Consider the following 17017-nt stretch of genomic DNA (forward strand, 5'->3'; position numbering starts at 1 on the left):
AGTCAACGGCTGTCAACAGTATGCAGACAATCTGAAAACCCGCAGCACATGGCTTGGGCAGACAACCCGCGACACCGCCGAAGCACCCGCACTGTTCAGCCATTACATCGCCGCCACCCGCGATACCGTTAGCCGATCACCATGGCAGCCGACACCCAGCTCACGGCCGCGCGCGCCGCCTACGCCCACGGCGACTGGCGCACCGCCTACGACCAGTTCACCGAAGCCCAAGAAGCCGGCGAGCTCACCACCGACGATCTGTCGTCGTTCGGGCTGGCCGCCTGGCGCCTCGGCCATGGCCGCCATTCCATGCAGCTCTCTGAGCAGGCCTTTAACCGCCTCAATGCCGCCAACGACACCCACGGCGCCGCCATGAAGGCAGTCGAGGTCGCCCTGCAGTGGTTCAACGGCGGCGATCTGACCATCACCCGGGTCTGGATCAACCGCGCCCGCCGCCTCCACGACAAGCAACCCGACGACCGGATCCTGGCCTACCTTCTCTATGTCGACTCCCTGGTCGCCATCGACGAAGGCCGCAACGACGTCGCCAAAGACCTCGCCGAGGAACTCCAGGACGTCACCGACCGACTCGACGACCCCGGCTTCAACGCGCTGTGCTTCACCGCCAGCGGCGTCACCATGCTGCCGTTTGCCCGCACCAGCGAAGCCTTCGCCCAACTCGACGAGGCGATGATGCCCGTCCTCGCCGACCAAGTGCCCGTCGACTGGGCCGGCGACATCTACTGCGCCGTCATCCACGAATGCCATCGCCTCGCCGATCTCACCCGGATGAAGACCTGGTTCGACGCCATGGAGGTCTGGCGCAAAGGCCCGAAGGTCACCGCCTCCTGGTACGGCACCACCTGCGAGGTTCACAAGATGGACCTGCACAGCGCCACGAAGACCCTGAGCGAAGTCGAGCAGCGGCTGATCGACGCGATCACCGCCATGGGTGACTTCCCCGGCACTGTCGGCAAGGGCTATTACGAACTCGGCGAAATCCGGCGCCGCAAGGGCGACATCGCTGGCGCCCGCCAAGCGTTCAACCAGGCCCGCGAACACAACAAAGACCCGCAACCCGGTGAAGCCCTCCTGAGGTGCCACCTCGGTGAGGCCGACGCTGCCGCCACCGACCTGCGCATGCGGATGGACGCCGAACACGACGAGATCAACCGCCTTCGGCTGCTGCCCGCGGCCGTCGACATCGCCTTATTCCGAGGCAAACTAGACGACGCCGACCGCTACTGTGCCGAACTCGAAGCCGGCGCAGAGAAGTTCGACTCCCCCGGCTTCCGGGCCTGGGCCCGCCACGCCCGCGGTGCCGTCCTGGTCAAACAAGGAAACGCCGCCGACGCACTGCCCGTCCTCCAAGACGCGCTGCGCCGCTACCGCAGCACCCAATGCCGCTACGAGATGGCGCAGGTGTATGAGTGGATGTCGTTGGCCCGCAGCGACTCCGGAGATCCTGAGGGAGCCGCGGCGGACAAAGCCAACGCCACCGCCATCTATCAGCAACTCGGCGTCACGCCCGCCCAAGCGGAGCCCACCGAGGCTCCCGGGGGACTCACCAAACGCGAACTCGAAGTCCTTGTCGGCATCGCAGCGGGCCTGTCCAACCGTGATCTCGCCAAGAAGCTGTTCATCAGCGAGAAAACCACCGCCCGGCACCTTGCCAACATCTACGTCAAACTCGGCGTCTCCTCCCGCACCGCAGCGGCGGCGTGGGCGCACGAGAACAAGGTGCTGCACGGCGCGTCTACATAATTTGCACCATGCCGTACCTGCACAAACGCATACTTCGGCCGATGATGCAGGGTGCCTGCTCGCCATAACGTCGTCAGCATGATCACCGCCACCGCCGCCAAGCTCACCCTCGCCACACTGGCCGCCCCCGTGCTGGCCGCCCTCGCAGTCGGACTGGCCGGCCACGCCGCCGCCGAAACCCCCGAGACCGACGGCGGGAGTATTAGCGCCGCCGACACCATCGGCCAGCTGCGCGACCAAGGCGTGCACGTCGTCATCAACAAAGACGGCACCATGCCGCTGGACAAGTGCTCGGTGATCTCGGTGCACCAGGACCGTCACGAGCACCACGGCGGCCAGCAGCGCGACGCTTTCGAAACCGCTCAGGTCGACGTCTTCTGCCACGCCGGATAATCCATGCGGCACCGCTGGCTTGCCCTGGGTGTGCTCAGCCTGGGCGTGCTGCTCATCGGAGTCGACGGCACGGTGCTGGCCGTGGCGGCGCCGGTCTTCGGCCGCGATCTCGGGATGACCTCCACCGAGATCATGTGGATCGGCGACATCTACTCGTTCGTGCTCGCCGGACTGCTCGTCACCATGGGCAGCCTGGGCGACCGGATCGGGCATAAGAAGCTGTTGCTCTGCAGCGCAACCGGTTTCGCGCTGGCGTCGGTCGCGGCTGCCTTCGCGCCGACGGCCGGGATGCTGATCGCCGCCCGCGCTCTGCTCGGTGTCGCCGGGGCCAGCTTGGCACCGTCGACCCTGGCGTTGATTCGCGGCCTGTTTCCCATTCCGCGGGAACGCGCTGTGGCCGTGGGCATTTGGGCATCAGTGTTCTCGGCAGGCACCGCGCTGGGTCCGGTGATCGGCGGCCTGTGCCTGGAGCATTTCTGGTGGGGCGCGGTCTTCCTGATCAACGTGCCGGTGGTGATCCTGCTCGTGATCGGTGGCTGGCTGCTACTGCCCGAGCTACGCAATCCGACGCCCGGACCGTGGGACCCGATCGGCGCCGGGCTTTCTCTGGTCGGCATCCTCGGCGTGGTCTACGCAGTCAAACAGGGTGCCGCTCATGGCTTGCACGCCGAGATCGTCGCGGCCGGCCTGGTGGGCGCGGTGTCGCTCACGCTATTCGTCCGACGTCAGCTCAAGGCGCAGCACCCGCTGATCGACGTGCGCCTGTTCGCCAACCGCGGGTTCTGCGGCGTCATCACCGCCAACATGCTGTCGATCCTCGGCCTGTCCGGGGTGCTCTTCTTCCTATCCCAGTTCTTCCAACTGGTCGACGGCTACAGCCCGCTGCAGGCCGGGCTCGCCGAACTGCCCGCCGGGGTGGCAGCGACCGCGTTCGGTGTCCTGGCGGGAGTGGCGGTCCGGCACTGGTCGCGACGCGCGGTCCTCACGACCGCACTCGCGATGATCGGTGTGGCACTCGCGTCGCTGACTCTGATCAGCCCGGCGACACCGTATTGGCCGCTCGGAATCGCGCTGTTCGTCATCGGCGCCGGCCTCGGGTTGGCGTTCACCGTCGCCAACGACCTCGTCATCGCCAGCGTTCCGCCGCAACGCGCCGGCGCCGCGGCGGGTGTGTCAGAGACCGCCTACGAACTGGGCATGGCGTTGGGTATCGCGCTACTGGGCAGCGTGATCGCCGCGGTCTACCGCGGGCTGGACCGCCCGCCCGGCATCCACGACGATGTCGTCGCGCACGCCGAACAATCGCTGGCAGCCGCGCACCGGGCCGCCGAAACCCTCGGTGGCACCGAGGCGCACGCCCTGCTGACCGCGGCCCAGCACGCATTCGCCGACGGAGTCGCCGTCGCCGCGGGAATCGGCGCGGCCTTACTGCTCGCCTCGGCGGTGGCGGTGTGGATGCTGCTCAAGCCGCCGCCCGAACTCCCGCTTGTCCCCTATGGTTGCTCTGACTTCAAGGAAGGCCCGGTGCCGCAATGACCGTTGACTCCACCGACGAGGAACTTCGGCATTCGGGCTACCAACCCGAACTGAAGCGAACCCTGGGCGGATTCCAGGTGTTCGCGATCTCCTTCGCGTTCATTTCCGTCCTCGTCGCGATCTTCGCGACCTACGGCGCGGTGCTCAATTATTCAGGGCCGGTGGGCATCTGGCTGTGGATCATCGCCGCCGTCGGCCAGACGCTCGTCGCCCTGGTGGTGGCCCAGTTCGCCGCGCGCATCGCACTCACCGGTTCGTCCTATCAGTGGGCATCACGACTGGCGAATCCGAAAGTCGGGTGGTTCTTCGGCTGGCTGACGTTCTGGTTCCTGGCAATCGGCGTGGTCGCGATGAACAGCGCGCTGGCCAGCCAAGCCGTCATGCCGCTGTTCGGCATGGCGATCGACGAAGGTGTCGCCCGGCTGATCACGTTGGCGCTGATGCTCGCCGAGGCACTACTCGTCATCGCCTCCACCCGACTGCTCGGCAGAGTCACGTCGGCCACGGTGGGGCTCGAGCTGACCATATTGGCGGTGATGATCGTCGGTCTCGGGGCCGTGATGGTGTTCTCGGGCAGCGGCACCGCCGCCAACCTGGTCTCCCGTGGTGTGGCCGCCGATGCTCCGAACTACTTCGCGATCGGTGGTCCACTGATGGCCGGGATGATCATGGGGTTGGTGACGCTGGTCGGTTTCGACTCCGCGGCGAATCTCGCTGAGGAGGCCAAGGATCCGTTCCGCAGCGTCCCGCGCGCGATCGTCTCGTCAGTGGTGGCATCGGCAACGCTGGGCCTGGTGTTCATCATCATCCTCACGTTGGCGATCAAAGATATTCCCGCGGTGACCACCAGTGGATCACCGGTTGCGACGATCATCCGCGGCCAGCTGGGCGCAGTGGTCGAACGAATTCTGCTGACCGGCATCGCGTTTGCGATGTTCGGCGCGGGCATGGTGATGATCGCCGCGTGCTCACGACAGGCATTCGCCATGGCGCGCGATGCACGTTTCCCCGCTCACAGCGTGCTGCGCAAGGTCAGCGCGCGAACGCAGACGCCGGTGATCGCGACCGTCCTGATCCTGGTGATCGGCGTGGTCTTGATGCTCGCGCTGCCCGGCGATGCACTGCTGCAGTTGATCGTGGCGTCGACGATTTTGCCTGCGCTGCTCTACGGCGGGATCGTGGTGCTGTATCTGTGCGTACGCAAACGCCTCAACACCAAAGAAGGCGGGTTCAGCCTCGGCCGGTTCGAGACACCGGTGGCGTATACCGCGCTCGTCTGGGTGGCCTTCTCGATCTTCGCTCTCGTATCACCCAGTGAGGCAAGGGTTCCCGGGCTGATCGTGCTCGGTCTGCTCGCGGTGGGCGGCCTGTACTTCGCGTTCCTGCTCGTCACCAACCGGACCGCCCTGGATAGCGAGCCCGGCGAACCTGGCGCGTTCTGATTCTTTGCTCTTGCGCAATTGCACGACGCGGCGTAGTACTATCCTCACAGCGAATTTTGGGGGATAGAGGTGGCGCTCATGCGAAAAGCTCCTTCTTTCTTGGCATTCGGATTGATCGCCGCGTCAGTGCCCGCCACCCTGTTTACGGCGACGCCCGCCCGTGCGGATTGCAGTGGCAACGGGGCGGCCACTGTCTGCGCACAAGGCGAAGTTCGTGGCGGGGGACCGACCGCACCGATTGCCGGGCCGGCATATCCCGGCTACTGCGCTGACCCGTGGTACTGCGACGGTGGCTGGGGTATCGACATCAACCTCAATCCTCGGCCAGATCCGCCGCCCAGGCCCCGGCCTCCACGGCCTGGCCCACGCGGCTGAGCCGGCCCTGTCCATCCGTCATCGTTAGGAGCAGTCGAATGTTGGTCCGTAACTTGATCAGCGCCGGCATAATCTCGGGCGCAATGCTGATCGGCAGTGCGGCAACCGCCGCCGCCGACGAGCCGAACTGTACGGCGGGCGACCTCACCCAGGTCCTGTCCGGAGTCAACGCAGGCATGTCGGTCTACCTGTTCACCCACCCCGACGTGAACGCCTTCTTCACCGGACTCAAGGGCAAGTCACGCGACGAGATGCGCACTGCCGTCGCCGATTACCTGCAGGCCAATCCCGAGGTGCGTGATCAGCTCAAGGCCGTGCGGCAGCCGGCGGCGGACTTCCGGGCTCGCTGCGACGCGCCGATGCCTGATGACATGGGGCCCATGGGCTGAGCCCGGTGGGGTGGGCACGGTTGGTGCCCGCCTCTGAGCGACAACCGCGGCTAGAGCGCGGCGGGCAGGACCCGTTGTCGCTCAGAGGCGGACACCAACCCTATGCCCTACTCGTGAACCCGGCCGCAGCTAGCGCTTCCCCCGCGCGCTGCCCGCGGACGCCTTCTTCTTGCTGCTGTCGTTAGCCTTCGCCGCCGGAGCCTTGCTGCTCGAGCCGCCGGTCGCCTGAGCCCCGCCAATGCGGAAGTTATTGATCGCGATGCCCGGGTTCTGCTTGGTGACGGTCGCGCCGTTGTTGAAGATGGTGCCGGCAAACGCCAACGGTCCCGGTCCCGCGGTCACGGTGTTGGTACCGCCGGCAAAGTTGAACCCGGCCGTGAGGTTACCGCCGGCGCCACCCGAGGAGACCTGGTTGTTGCTGCCCAACGAATTGAAGGTCAGGTTGTAGTTGCTGCCGGCGCCACCAGCGGACAGCGTGTTGCCACTGCCGACGAGATTCACCACCGAGTTGTTGTACCCGGTCGTCGACTCGAGCGTATTGCCGTTGCCACCGAGGAAGTTACTGGCCGAGCTATAGATGCCTCCCGCAACGGTTACGGCATTGTTGGTGCCGAACCAGTTCTGCGCGGTGCTTCCATAGGCGCCGCCCGCCACTGTCACGGTATTGCCGCCGCCGAACAGGTTTCGGACCGCGTTCGCGTAGCCGCCGGTGATCGTCACGGTGTTGCCATTGCCGAGAATGTTGCGGGCCCAGTTCCCATAGCCGCCCGTTGTGGTGACGGTGTTATTGCTGCCGAGCAGATTGCTCGCGGTGTTCACCAGGCTGCCATTCGTGGCAACGGTGTTGTTGTTGCCGAGGAGGTTGGTGGCCCAGTTGAAGATGCCGCCCTCGGCGGTGACGTTGGTATTGCTGCCAAAGAGATTCGTGGTCAAGTTGAGCAGCGAGCTCGTCGCGGCATCACCGGCCTCGATGACGTTGTCGTGGCCGCCCCAGTTCGTAGCGATGTTGAGCAAGCCGTGCGAGACCACCTTCATGCTGTCCGGATTGTTCGCGGTCCCCCGGCCGAACAGATTGAGGGCGATGTTCCCGGCTGCACCCGTACCGCCGGCGATGACGCTACTGCTGTCGGTCGGCGCACCGAGTGCCGAGACGTTCAGCGCAATGTTGAACCCGGGGTTGGTCAACAGGCCCGAGCCTTGGGTAGTGGCGGAGCCGTTCGGACCCAGCTGTGTGGCGATACCGAATAGCCCATTCGCGGTGGCGACCGACCCGTCCCCGGCGGCCGTGGCGAAGGTGAACGCGTCGCCGGTGGTCGCGGCCGAATTGGTCCCGAGTGCGAACGCTCCGCCGAACAGTCCGTTCGCGTGCGCGGTGGCGCCACTGCCGACCGCGATCGCGATGCTCAGCGGCGTGCTGGAGCAGTCGGCGCTGTTCCCCAGACCGAAGAAGGACGCGCAACTCGCGTGCGCAGCGGGGGCCGACCCGAGAGCGGCGCCAGCAAGTAAAGCGCTCGCAGCCGCACCGGCGGCGAGTACACCGGTGGCGGTGTAACGAGTCTTTGCGGAAGTGATCATGATCCTTTTCCCCTCAATACAAAATCGCCTGAGGGCGATTTGCTAGTTGATCAGTATGGCCCTCGGTCACGCCGCCGGCACCCGAATGAGCAGATAGGAGTTGCTCCGTGGCGCTACGGCCGCCGCGCTGCCGCTGACCTGGTAGACGATCAACGACAACCCCGAGAGCATCCCGATCAGCAGCGCCGCCGTCGCTCCGGTGACCTGTCCGACCAGGAAGCCCACCGGGTTGGCACCGAAGAGCGATCCGATCCCCTGCCCCAGCGCCATTCCGATGGCGACCTGCAGCGCCGGGCTCCGCACCACGGCCTGGATCACCGTTTCAGCAAGATCGCTGGTCGGGGTGCCGTTGACGATGTCACCGGCCAGGCTGCTGATGAGGGTCTGCACCGACGGATTGGACAGCAGCGAATCCACCGCGACCTTGGTCACCTGACCCGCCTGCGAATCGAGCACGGCGTTGTGCAACGGCGTCGTCCCGAGGAAGTCGGCGACCAAACCCTGCGCCGCTTCACCGACCGCCTGTTGCACCGCGGGCACGGTCAGCAGCGAACGCAACCCGGGCGGAATTATGGCGTCGAGTGCGGCCTTGATCGCGGAATCGGCCTGCAGATATTGCACGGCACCCTGCACGGCGCCGCTGACGGTCGCCCCGGCCGACAACGCGGCGACGAAGCCCTGCGCGGCATTCGACAGCGCGCCCGGCACCCCGGCGTAGCCGAAGAAACCGGTGATCAGGGAGCCCAGCGTCGCGGCGATCTGCGTTGCGGCCGCCGGATCGGCCAGCGTGCTCACCAACGTCGGACCGAAGGTGGGACCGACCAGCGCACCGAGGAACGTCCGTACAGCGGCGTCGGATGCCAGGTCGCTGACGAGGGCACTGGTGGTCGCCGCCAGCGCCGCGACCACACCAGTGTCGCTGGTGAAGGCGTAGACGGCGCTGGCCACCGCAGTGCCGAGCGCCGACGTGAACATCGAATCAGACTGCAGCCCTTGCCAAGCAGCTCCGACAGCGGCGGCCACGTCGTTTCCGGCGAGCAGAGACCATACGACCTGTTCCCCTGCTCCGGTCAGGTCTGCCGCAATCCCGGAAGTACCGAGAAGAGTCGTCAATGCCGATTCTGCAGCACCGAGGACGCCGTTGACGAACGTCGCATTGGCTACCAGATTCTGCACCGCGGCACCCACGGCGCTACCGATCCCGGCGGCGGCAGCGCTACCGCTCAGCGCCGCCGTCAACTCCTGCTGCACTTGCTGGCCGACCCAGGCTTGCACGGGTTCGCTTGCCGCCGAACCTGATACGACATCGGTGATGAAGGCGCCCAGCGCCGGCAGCAGCCCCTGATAGCTGAACAAGGTCTGCAACCCCAGCTTGACGGCCAAGGGCAGCGAGTCCTCGACGGCCGGCGAGGTGCGCAACGAAGGCCATGCGTTCGCCAGAGCGGTCACCGGATCGGTCCCGGCGATGATGGCAGGCAGCACCTCCTCGATCACCGTCGATACGCCGATCGGGACCTCGACGTAGCTCAGGGCTGCGCCGGCGACCGCCAACAATCCGTTCACCCCAGCGGGATTGGCCAACAGGTTCTGCACCGCAGTGCTCACCGCGGCCCCCACCCCCACCGCAACCGGGCCACCGCCCAGTGCCGAGGTCACCGACTGCTCGACCCTTTGGCCCACCAACAGCCGCGTAGCCGAGTCAGCGGTGAACGCCGACACCACGTCGGTCACGAAGGTGCCGACGCCCTGCTGCACAGCAGAATCTGCCCACAGTGAAAACACCGCGCTCGCAACTGTGCCCGCGATCCCGTCCTGGACGGCTGTGCTGCCTTGCAGTGACTGCACAGCGCCTTCGATTGCATCTGCCTGGTTGTCACCCAGCCCCACAGCCGCGAATAATGTTCCGACCACGCTGCCGATCTCGCCGGCGACGCCACTCTGACAGAAAAGTCCTGTGCAGCGGGCGATTTCACCATCCACTGTGTAGCCGAAGAGTGATCCCGCCACGTCGGCGATCTTCGCTTGAACAGCCGGTGTGGTCAGGAAGGTCACGGTGGCCTGGCTGATCGCCGCGCCTATTTGGATCGCGGCGGGGCCACCGCCCAGCGCCGAGGCCAGCGAGTTACCAATGCTGTCACCGATGAATGTCACGAAGTCGGTCGAGGCAGGATCGCCCTGAGCGCCGAGGAGGATGTTAACCGCACCGAACGTGGCCGTCGCCAGCGCTCTTTGAACGCCCTCGTCCGTCAGGAAGGCGGCAAGCGATCCCACGACTGTCGGAGCGCTCTCCAGCAGGTCCGCGCTCACGAGATCGTTCACGGTGAAGTCCGTCGTCACGAGATCGCCCAGCAGATCGAGGGCTCCGCCGCCGTTCGGAATCACCGTCAACGTTTGGATGAATGTTCCGAACGCATTCTGAAAGTAGGTGTCGTTCAACACTGAGGTGCACCAGTAGGCCGCTGCGGCACCGGCGACTTGGGCGGCGCCCTGGGACGCCCCCATTCCCGCCAAGCTGGTCTCTACCTGATTACTGACGAAGGTGGAGAAGTCCGGATTGCCGGCCAGTCCGGACAGGGCGCCGTTGACCGGGTCCCCGTACAGGGCCTCACCCATCAATTCGATGGCTACTGGCAGAAACAAATTCACCACGGCTTGCTTGGCGGCGGTGAGATCACTGAACTTGATGCCGAGTTCGACGAAATCGGTGAGAGCCGGGGCGACGACGTCGTTCCAAAATGTCATGTCAGCCGAGGTTTCGACCTCCGCTGCGGCCGGCACCTGCGCGAGTTGAACGGACGGCACAGAAGCTGCGGAGCCGGCGTTCCGGCTTGGACTGACATGGGTGAGCGTCCTGGCCGTATGGGCGATCCCGTCGGCCGGCTCCGCGGTGGTCACCGAGCTTGCCGGGACGGAGATCCCTGTCGGCCCTGACTGTTCGCGACGAGTCACCGCCAGCACCGCCCATGAAATCGCCTCGGTAACGGGAGCGAGGGGATCGTGTCCCACGCGGAGGCGGGCCAGCGGCACGCGGCTACTTGCCGAGATCGCACGAGCGGGCTTGGTTGCCGCCGCCGGAAGCGGGGCCTTCGGGGTGCGGCCGTCCGGCTTGGCCGGGGTTCGGGGGGCGTGCTTGCCTGCCGAGGCCGTGGCCTTGCCCGAGTCCCCCGCGCCGGTATCTGCTGCTGCCACCGCGGGCAGAGCCGCAATCACTCCTCCGATGCCGAGGGCGACGGCCAGTGCGCCAACCCGACCGATGTAACGACCCTGCTGCCCCAGGCTCATTGCAGTCACTCCCACCCCAGCCCGCACAATAGTTTGCTAGATATAGCACACCCTCAAAGTTGCACGAGGGGATTCAGAGCCCGGTCACCCAGGAGGGTCAGGCAATCTGCAATGTCACGAAGTACGAGCTGCCGCTCGGGACCGAGGATGCCGACAAGCCGCCAGTCAGACCGAAGAGGTTCGCCACCCCGAAGCTCAACACCAACGCCAGCGCCGTGCCGATTCCGGCCACCTGACCGACGGCGTAGGCGACCGGATTGTCACCGAGCAGCGCGCCGAATCCCTGGCCCAGCGACTGCCCGAGCGCGATCTGCAGTGCGGGGCTGTTCACGACCCTGGAAATGACGGTCTGCACCACATCGGCCGGCGGCGTTCCGCCGAGGAGATCCCCGGCCAGGTCGCCGATCAAGCCCTGGGCGGCCGGGTTGGACACGAAGGCTTGGACCGTCGCCTTCGCGACCTGGCTGACCACCGGGTCCAGGGCCGTGTTGTTCAGCGGGGTCGAGTCGATCAGCTGATTGACGACACCTTGCGCGACCGTGCTGATCACGTCCCTAACGGCCGGCGCCTTGAGCACCGACTGCAGCGCGTCCGGCACGGTCGCATTGAATGCCGCCACCAACGCCGGGTCCGACGCCAGCTGCTGCACAGCGCCTTCCAGCACGTCGACGGGAGAAACACCGGACAGCAGCGCCGCGACGATCTGCTCGGTGGCAGCCGACAGCGTCGCCGCCACCCCGTCCTGGCCGAGGAAGCTGGTGATCACCGAGCCGGCCGTCGCACCGAGCTGCGCCGCTGACTTCGGATCGGCCAGAGCCTCGGCAAGCGTCGGACCATAGGTCGGCCCGAACAATTCACCGACGACAGTGCGGAAACCTTCGTCGGCCGCCAAGCTGACCACCAGAGACTTGGCAGTCGACGCCAGGCCCGCCACCACATCAGCATTGGTGACCAGTGACGACACAGCGTCACCCGCGGCGGGAGCCAGCGCCGACAGGAACGCCGAATTGCCCTGCAGCCCTTGCCAGGCCACGTCCAGTGCGTCGATCCAGTTCTCGCCCGCCAGCAGCGCGGTGCCGAAGTGCGTGATGTAGTCGGCCAGCGCGGCCGGCACGCCCGGTGCGGACAAGATGTCGCTGACAGCCGCACCGGCGGCCGCGGCCACCCCCTGCACCGCCTTGGTGTTGCTCAGCAGACCCTGTACGGCCGCGCCCAGTGCGTTGCCGACAGCGGTTGCGGTGGCGCTGTCACCCAGCGCGGAGGTCACCCAGCCGTCGACGATGTTGCCGAGCCACGCGGGGATGACCCCACCGCTGGTCAGATCGATGACCGCACCGGACACACCTGACGCCAGCGCGGCCTGGACGGCCGGGGTGCTCAGGAAAGTCGCGATCTCGCCGGACGAGTTGGCGACCACTGACTTGAGGTAATTCGCAAGCGGCGCAATGTCATTGATTGCCAACCCCGCTGCGATCGCGGTGGCCTGCGCGCTGTCCGGCTGCACGGCGGTGGCGATCACATCCAGCGCGGCCTGGACGCCGGCGTTGCCGAGCACGGTGCGAGCGAAGCCGACCGCCGCATTGCCGACGACGGTGCCGACCGGCGACGGCACACCGAGATAGGTGTTCAGCGCGGCGGAGATCTTCGTCGAAACGAACTGCATGATCGTGTTATTCGCGAGCAGCTGCTGCACCTCGGCGCTGATCTTGCCGTTGGTGACCAGGTCTTGGATGCCGTTGGCGACGATCGGCGCCAACTCGTCGCCGATTGGGCTCCACCCCGGGAAATGCGAGTCGATGAAGGTGCGCACCGCGGTGTCGAGCGCGCTGCCCGCGGTCGCTCCGGCTGCTACCGGTGTGCCGCCCGTGACACCGGCGCTGGGCACCGACGCGGCTGCGGCAGAAGCGGTTCCGCCGGTGACGACCGAGCGCGCCGAGCGAGCGGTGCCGTCCCGGCGAGTCGCCGCCAGCACCGCGAACGACAACGGCTCGGTGACCGGAGCCGACGGATCGCCGCTTCCGCTGACCCGGTCCAGTGGCCGGCGGCTCGCCACGGTGATCGATGCGGCCGGCTTGACCGAGGCGGCCGGCGTCGACGTCGGCGCCTTCGGGGCGCGCGGACCCGCCTTCGCCGCGGTCCGCGGGCCGGCCTTGCCTGCCGACGACGTCGTCTTGCCTGAGTCCCCCGCGCCGCTGTCCGCACCGGCCACCGCAGGCAGCGCGACGATCAACCCTCCGACACCGAGAGCCACCGCCAACGCTCCAACCCGACCGACGTAGCGACCCTGCTGTCCCAGGCCCATGGCACCAACCCCCGATGTTGACGAGAAAGCTAATTTGCTAGGGGTATAGCACACGCCGTGGGTGACATGAGCGTGTACGCGTAAACGCACTTATGCGAATTGTTCATTGCCTACGCTGACCGCGCGTTTTCCCCTACGATCCAGCTCGTGGGGGGCGAACTATCCGTGGCGACCTTGCAGACCATCATCCAGGTCCAGCAAGCGATCAACGACGCGGATGTCACGGCTGCGGCGGTGATGAAAATCGTCGTGGAGCAGGCGTGCGAAGCAACCCGAGCACCCGGCGCGGTAATCGAGCTCGCCGAGTTCGGTGAGATGGTCTACACCGTCACCGCCGGCTCACTCGCCGGCACCGAAGGACTGCGGTTGGCGATGTCGGGCAGCATGTCCGGTGAGTGCGTCCGAACCGGCCAGATCCTGATTTCCACCGACACCGAGACCGATCCCCGGGTGGACCTGGAGGCCTGCCGTCGGGTGCACGCCCGGTCGATGATCGTCGTTCCGCTCGTCGACGGGAACCGCACCCAGGGCGTCTTGAAAGTCATCTCCGACGAGCCGAACGCGTTCACCGATGAGGATGTGAACCTGCTCGAGCAGCTGGCCGCGTTCATCGCCAAAGCCTTGGCACGCGCCAACGTCATGGAAGAGAAATCCCATGCCGCCTCCGTCGACGCCCTGACCGGCCTGGCCAACCGGGCGGCGTTCCTCTCGGGGCTGGAACGCATGATTTCCGGCGCCGCCGGAACCGGCAACCCGGTCGCCGTCGTGCTCTACATCGACCTCGACGGGTTCAAGCCCATCAACGATGTGCACGGACACTCCGTCGGCGACGAGGTGCTGCAGATCATCGGCAACCGGATTGCGACCACCTGCCGGGCCGAGGATCTCGGGGCGCGGATCGGCGGGGACGAGTTCGCCGTCCTGCTCGCGTCGTCGTTCGCACCCGACCCGGTCAGCCTGCGTGAGCGCCTGCTCACCGCGCTGCAGCAAGAGATGGCCACCAGCGTCGGGGCACTGACCGTCGGTGCCAGCTGCGGAACGGCGGTCGTCGGCGGTGGCGACCTCGCCGAAGCAGTCCTGGCCCGCGCCGACGCGGCGATGTACGCCGACAAACGGACCAGATCCGGAACCCGGCGCTGACTGCGCAAGAATGCCGTGATGGATGTTGCCTCCCGCAATAACGTGACCCGCGTGGGTGACGCGGACGGGCCGACGCTCCTGTTGGCCCACGGTTTCGGCTGCGACCAGCACCTCTGGCACCCGGTGGCTTCTCGGCTGCGGGACCGGTTCGACATCGTCCTGTTCGACCACGTCGGTTCGGGCAACGCCGACCCCGCCGCGTGGGATCCGGCCAAGTACTCCTCGTTGCAGGGCTATGCCGACGACGTGGTGGAGATTGCCGAGGCCCTTGACCTGCACGATGTGGTGCTCGTCGGCCACTCGGTGGCCGCCACGATCGGGGCGCTGGCGGTGTCTGCGGCGCCGGCCCGGTTCGGCAAGCTCGTGATGATCACCCCGTCCCCGCGCTACATCGACGACGACGGTTATCGCGGTGGCTTCAGCCGCGCCGATATCGACGAGCTTCTGGAATCGCTGGAAAGCAATTACCTCGGCTGGTCGCAGTCGATGGCGCCGGCGATCATGGGAAACGCCGACCGCCCCGAGCTTGCCGAGGACCTCGCCGACACGTTCTGCCGCACCAATCCCGCAGCCGCGAAGGTCTTCGCCCGCGCCACGTTTCTCTCCGACAACCGGGCTGATCTCGCCGCGGTTCCGGTTCCGACGCTGATCGTCGACTGCCGCCAGGACATCATCGCGCCCCCGGAAGTCGGCATCTACGTGCGCGATCACATCCCCGACGCCCAGCTCATCACGCTGGACGCCACCGGACACTGCCCGCACGTCAGTGCGCCCGAGGCCACCGCGGAGGTCATTGCGGCGTTCGCCTCCCCATGACCGACACCGAGGATCTGTGGCAGAACGCACCCAGCGGTCAGCTGGCGGCGACCCCGGACGGACTCATCGTCGACGCCAACGCCACGTTGGCGTCCTGGTTGGGAACCACACCGAATGCGTTGCGCGGCAAGCCGATCACCGATCTTTTCTCGATGGGCGGGCGCATCCACTTCGAAACGCACTTCGCGCCGCTGCTGCAGATGAGCGGCCAACTCGAAGGCATCAGCGTGGAACTGCGGGCCGCGGACGGCTCACGCCGGTCGGTTTTTCTGACCGCCAATGTCAAACGTGGGGCGGACGGTCGGCCTGTGTTGTTGCGCGTCGACATCCAAGACGCCCGGGAGCGACGGTCGTACGAACGAGAGCTGCTCGAAGAGCGTCAGCGCGCCGAATCCGAACGGGCCCGGGCGGAGTCGTTGGCCGAGACCCTGCGACGGTCGCTGCTGCCGCCGTCCTTGTCGGTTCCAGAAGGGCTCACCGCTGCCGCCCACTACCATGCATCGATGCAAGACATCGGCGGTGACTTCTACGACCTATTCCCGTTGTCACACAACGTATCCGGGTTCTTCCTGGGCGATGTGTGCGGCAAGGGACCGGCGGCCGCGGCGATCACGTCGTTGACCCGCTACACCCTGCGCACAGCCGCTGTCGTCGACCCCGACCCGATCACTGTGCTGCACCGGCTCAACACCGTGATCGGCCAGGAGCACCGAGATGACCAAACGCGCTTCTGCACAGTAATTTTCGGCACGCTGACTCAAAAGGACGACGGGTTCGAGGTGCGGCTGGCCAGCGGTGGGCATCCGGCACCGCTGCTGATGGAGGGTTCCGGCGAGGTCAGCTATCTGGATATCACCGGTGGGATGGCTGTCGGCCTGACCGACCGGCCGCGGTTCGTCGACGCCTCGCTGCGACTCGCGCCGGGCGACACCATGCTGCTCTACAGCGACGGCCTGACCGAGGCACGGGTCGGCGACGGCACACGCCGGTACGACGACGACGGCGCACTGCGTCGATTTGTCACGGCCCTGGGACCTGTCGGTGCCGATGAGCTGATCACCGAAATCCGGCAACTTTTAAGCACTTTCGGATCCGGCATCGAAGACGACACAGCAGTTCTGGCGCTCGGCGTTCCCCGCTGACGCCGAAACGACAGCCGGTTATCCGGCAGCGGCCAGCCGCGGCTCAACGGCATGGTCGCGCAGTGTCTCGAGCGCCTTGGCCAGGATGCGTGAGACGTGCATCTGCGAACAGCCGATGCGTTCTGCGATCTGAGTTTGCGTCATGTTCTCGAAGAACCGAAGATTGAGAACGATCCGCTGCCGCTCGGGCAACGCAGCGATCAGGGGCCGCACTGTCTCGATGTCGAGAACCCTGTCCAGCTTGGGATCGATCGTGCCGATCACAGCGCCGACAGGTCGATCGTCGTCACCATCCCCGGTCGGAGTATCGGTGGAGATCGTCGAGTATTGAGCCCCACCGAGAGTTCCCTCGACGACGAGCTCTCGCGCTATGCCGAGATGCTCGGCAATCTCGACGATCTTCGGCGCCCGACCGAGGCGTTGCGACAATTCCGCCCGAGCCTTGGTGAGTTGCGGCTGAATCTCTTTGACGCGGCGCGGCACCTTGACGGCCCACGTGTGGTCGCGGAAGTGTCGGCGAACCTCGCCCATCATGGTGGGCACGGCGAACGACAGGAAGTCTGCGCCATTGTCGACGTCAAAACGGTTGACTGCGTTGACGAGACCGGTTCGGGCGGCCTGCAGGAGGTCGTCGAACGGTTCTCCCCGGCCGCTGTACTTGCGGGCGATGTGATCGGCGAGCGGCAATCCGTACTCGATGATGTCGTTGCGCTGACGACGAGACGCCAGCGAACCAACTTCGAGGGACTTGAGGTGACGGAACATCGTCGTCATTTCCGAATACTCCGACATATCAGGCTCCATTACGTTGGTCTCGCGGTACCAGGACTGCGCGGCACAACTTCTGAACCTGCAGCCACC

12 protein-coding genes are annotated in these 17017 nt (G+C 66.3%); 8 read left to right on the plus strand and 4 right to left on the minus strand.

The window, feature by feature from the left end; all coding sequences use genetic code 11:
* Window positions 1–141: 141 nt before the first annotated feature.
* From G6N32_RS23640 to G6N32_RS23660, 5 genes are all read left to right on the plus strand, one after another.
* Window positions 142–1764, plus strand: coding sequence for a helix-turn-helix transcriptional regulator (locus G6N32_RS23640; protein ID WP_115318659.1), 1623 nt, complete (start codon window positions 142–144; stop codon window positions 1762–1764).
* 78 nt (window positions 1765–1842) lie between these two features.
* Complete coding sequence (locus G6N32_RS23645) at window positions 1843–2157, plus strand: hypothetical protein (protein WP_115318658.1); 315 nt, start codon at window positions 1843–1845, stop codon at window positions 2155–2157.
* 3 nt (window positions 2158–2160) lie between these two features.
* The gene (locus G6N32_RS23650; protein WP_115318657.1) at window positions 2161–3693 is read left to right on the plus strand and encodes an MFS transporter; all 1533 of its coding nucleotides are present in this window, start codon (window positions 2161–2163) and stop codon (window positions 3691–3693) included.
* On the plus strand, window positions 3690–5135 hold the full coding sequence (locus G6N32_RS23655) for an amino acid permease (protein WP_115318656.1): 1446 nt from the start codon (window positions 3690–3692) through the stop codon (window positions 5133–5135). The genes G6N32_RS23650 and G6N32_RS23655 overlap by 4 nt, the downstream gene beginning before the upstream one ends.
* Window positions 5136–5548: 413 nt before the next feature.
* Window positions 5549–5899, plus strand: coding sequence for a heme-binding protein (locus G6N32_RS23660; RefSeq protein ID WP_115318655.1), 351 nt, complete (start codon window positions 5549–5551; stop codon window positions 5897–5899).
* 129 nt (window positions 5900–6028) lie between these two features.
* Here the strand turns inward: G6N32_RS23660 and G6N32_RS23665 are convergent, their stop codons facing one another.
* From G6N32_RS23665 to G6N32_RS23675, 3 genes are all read right to left on the minus strand, one after another.
* A complete protein-coding gene (locus tag G6N32_RS23665; protein WP_115318654.1) occupies window positions 6029–7474 on the minus strand; it encodes a beta strand repeat-containing protein in 1446 nt (481 codons plus the stop codon).
* A 66-nt stretch (window positions 7475–7540) separates the two neighbouring features.
* Window positions 7541–10756, minus strand: coding sequence for a ribosomal eL19 family protein (locus G6N32_RS23670; protein WP_115318653.1), 3216 nt, complete (start codon window positions 10754–10756; stop codon window positions 7541–7543).
* Between the two features lie 97 nt (window positions 10757–10853).
* A complete protein-coding gene (locus G6N32_RS23675; RefSeq protein ID WP_163789418.1) occupies window positions 10854–13058 on the minus strand; it encodes a hypothetical protein in 2205 nt (734 codons plus the stop codon).
* Between the two features lie 147 nt (window positions 13059–13205).
* Between G6N32_RS23675 and G6N32_RS23680 the strand changes: the two genes are divergently transcribed.
* From G6N32_RS23680 to G6N32_RS23690, 3 genes are read left to right on the plus strand one after another with little or no spacing between them, the layout of a single operon-like run.
* On the plus strand, window positions 13206–14198 hold the full coding sequence (locus G6N32_RS23680) for a GGDEF domain-containing protein (protein WP_147291992.1): 993 nt from the start codon (window positions 13206–13208) through the stop codon (window positions 14196–14198).
* A gap of 18 nt (window positions 14199–14216) precedes the next feature.
* Entirely contained in the window at window positions 14217–15014 is a 798-nt protein-coding gene (locus G6N32_RS23685) for an alpha/beta fold hydrolase (RefSeq protein WP_115318650.1), read from the plus strand.
* On the plus strand, window positions 15011–16156 hold the full coding sequence (locus tag G6N32_RS23690) for a PP2C family protein-serine/threonine phosphatase (protein WP_115318649.1): 1146 nt from the start codon (window positions 15011–15013) through the stop codon (window positions 16154–16156). The genes G6N32_RS23685 and G6N32_RS23690 overlap by 4 nt, the downstream gene beginning before the upstream one ends.
* A gap of 18 nt (window positions 16157–16174) precedes the next feature.
* On the opposite strand, the gene G6N32_RS23695 is transcribed toward G6N32_RS23690, so the two are convergent.
* Window positions 16175–16921, minus strand: a complete 747-nt coding sequence (locus G6N32_RS23695; protein ID WP_115319069.1) for a SigB/SigF/SigG family RNA polymerase sigma factor — start codon at window positions 16919–16921, stop codon at window positions 16175–16177.
* Between the last annotated feature and the right edge of the window lie 96 nt (window positions 16922–17017).

Origin of the sequence: Mycolicibacterium aichiense (assembly GCF_010726245.1) — a bacterium.
GTDB lineage: Bacteria > Actinomycetota > Actinomycetes > Mycobacteriales > Mycobacteriaceae > Mycobacterium > Mycobacterium aichiense.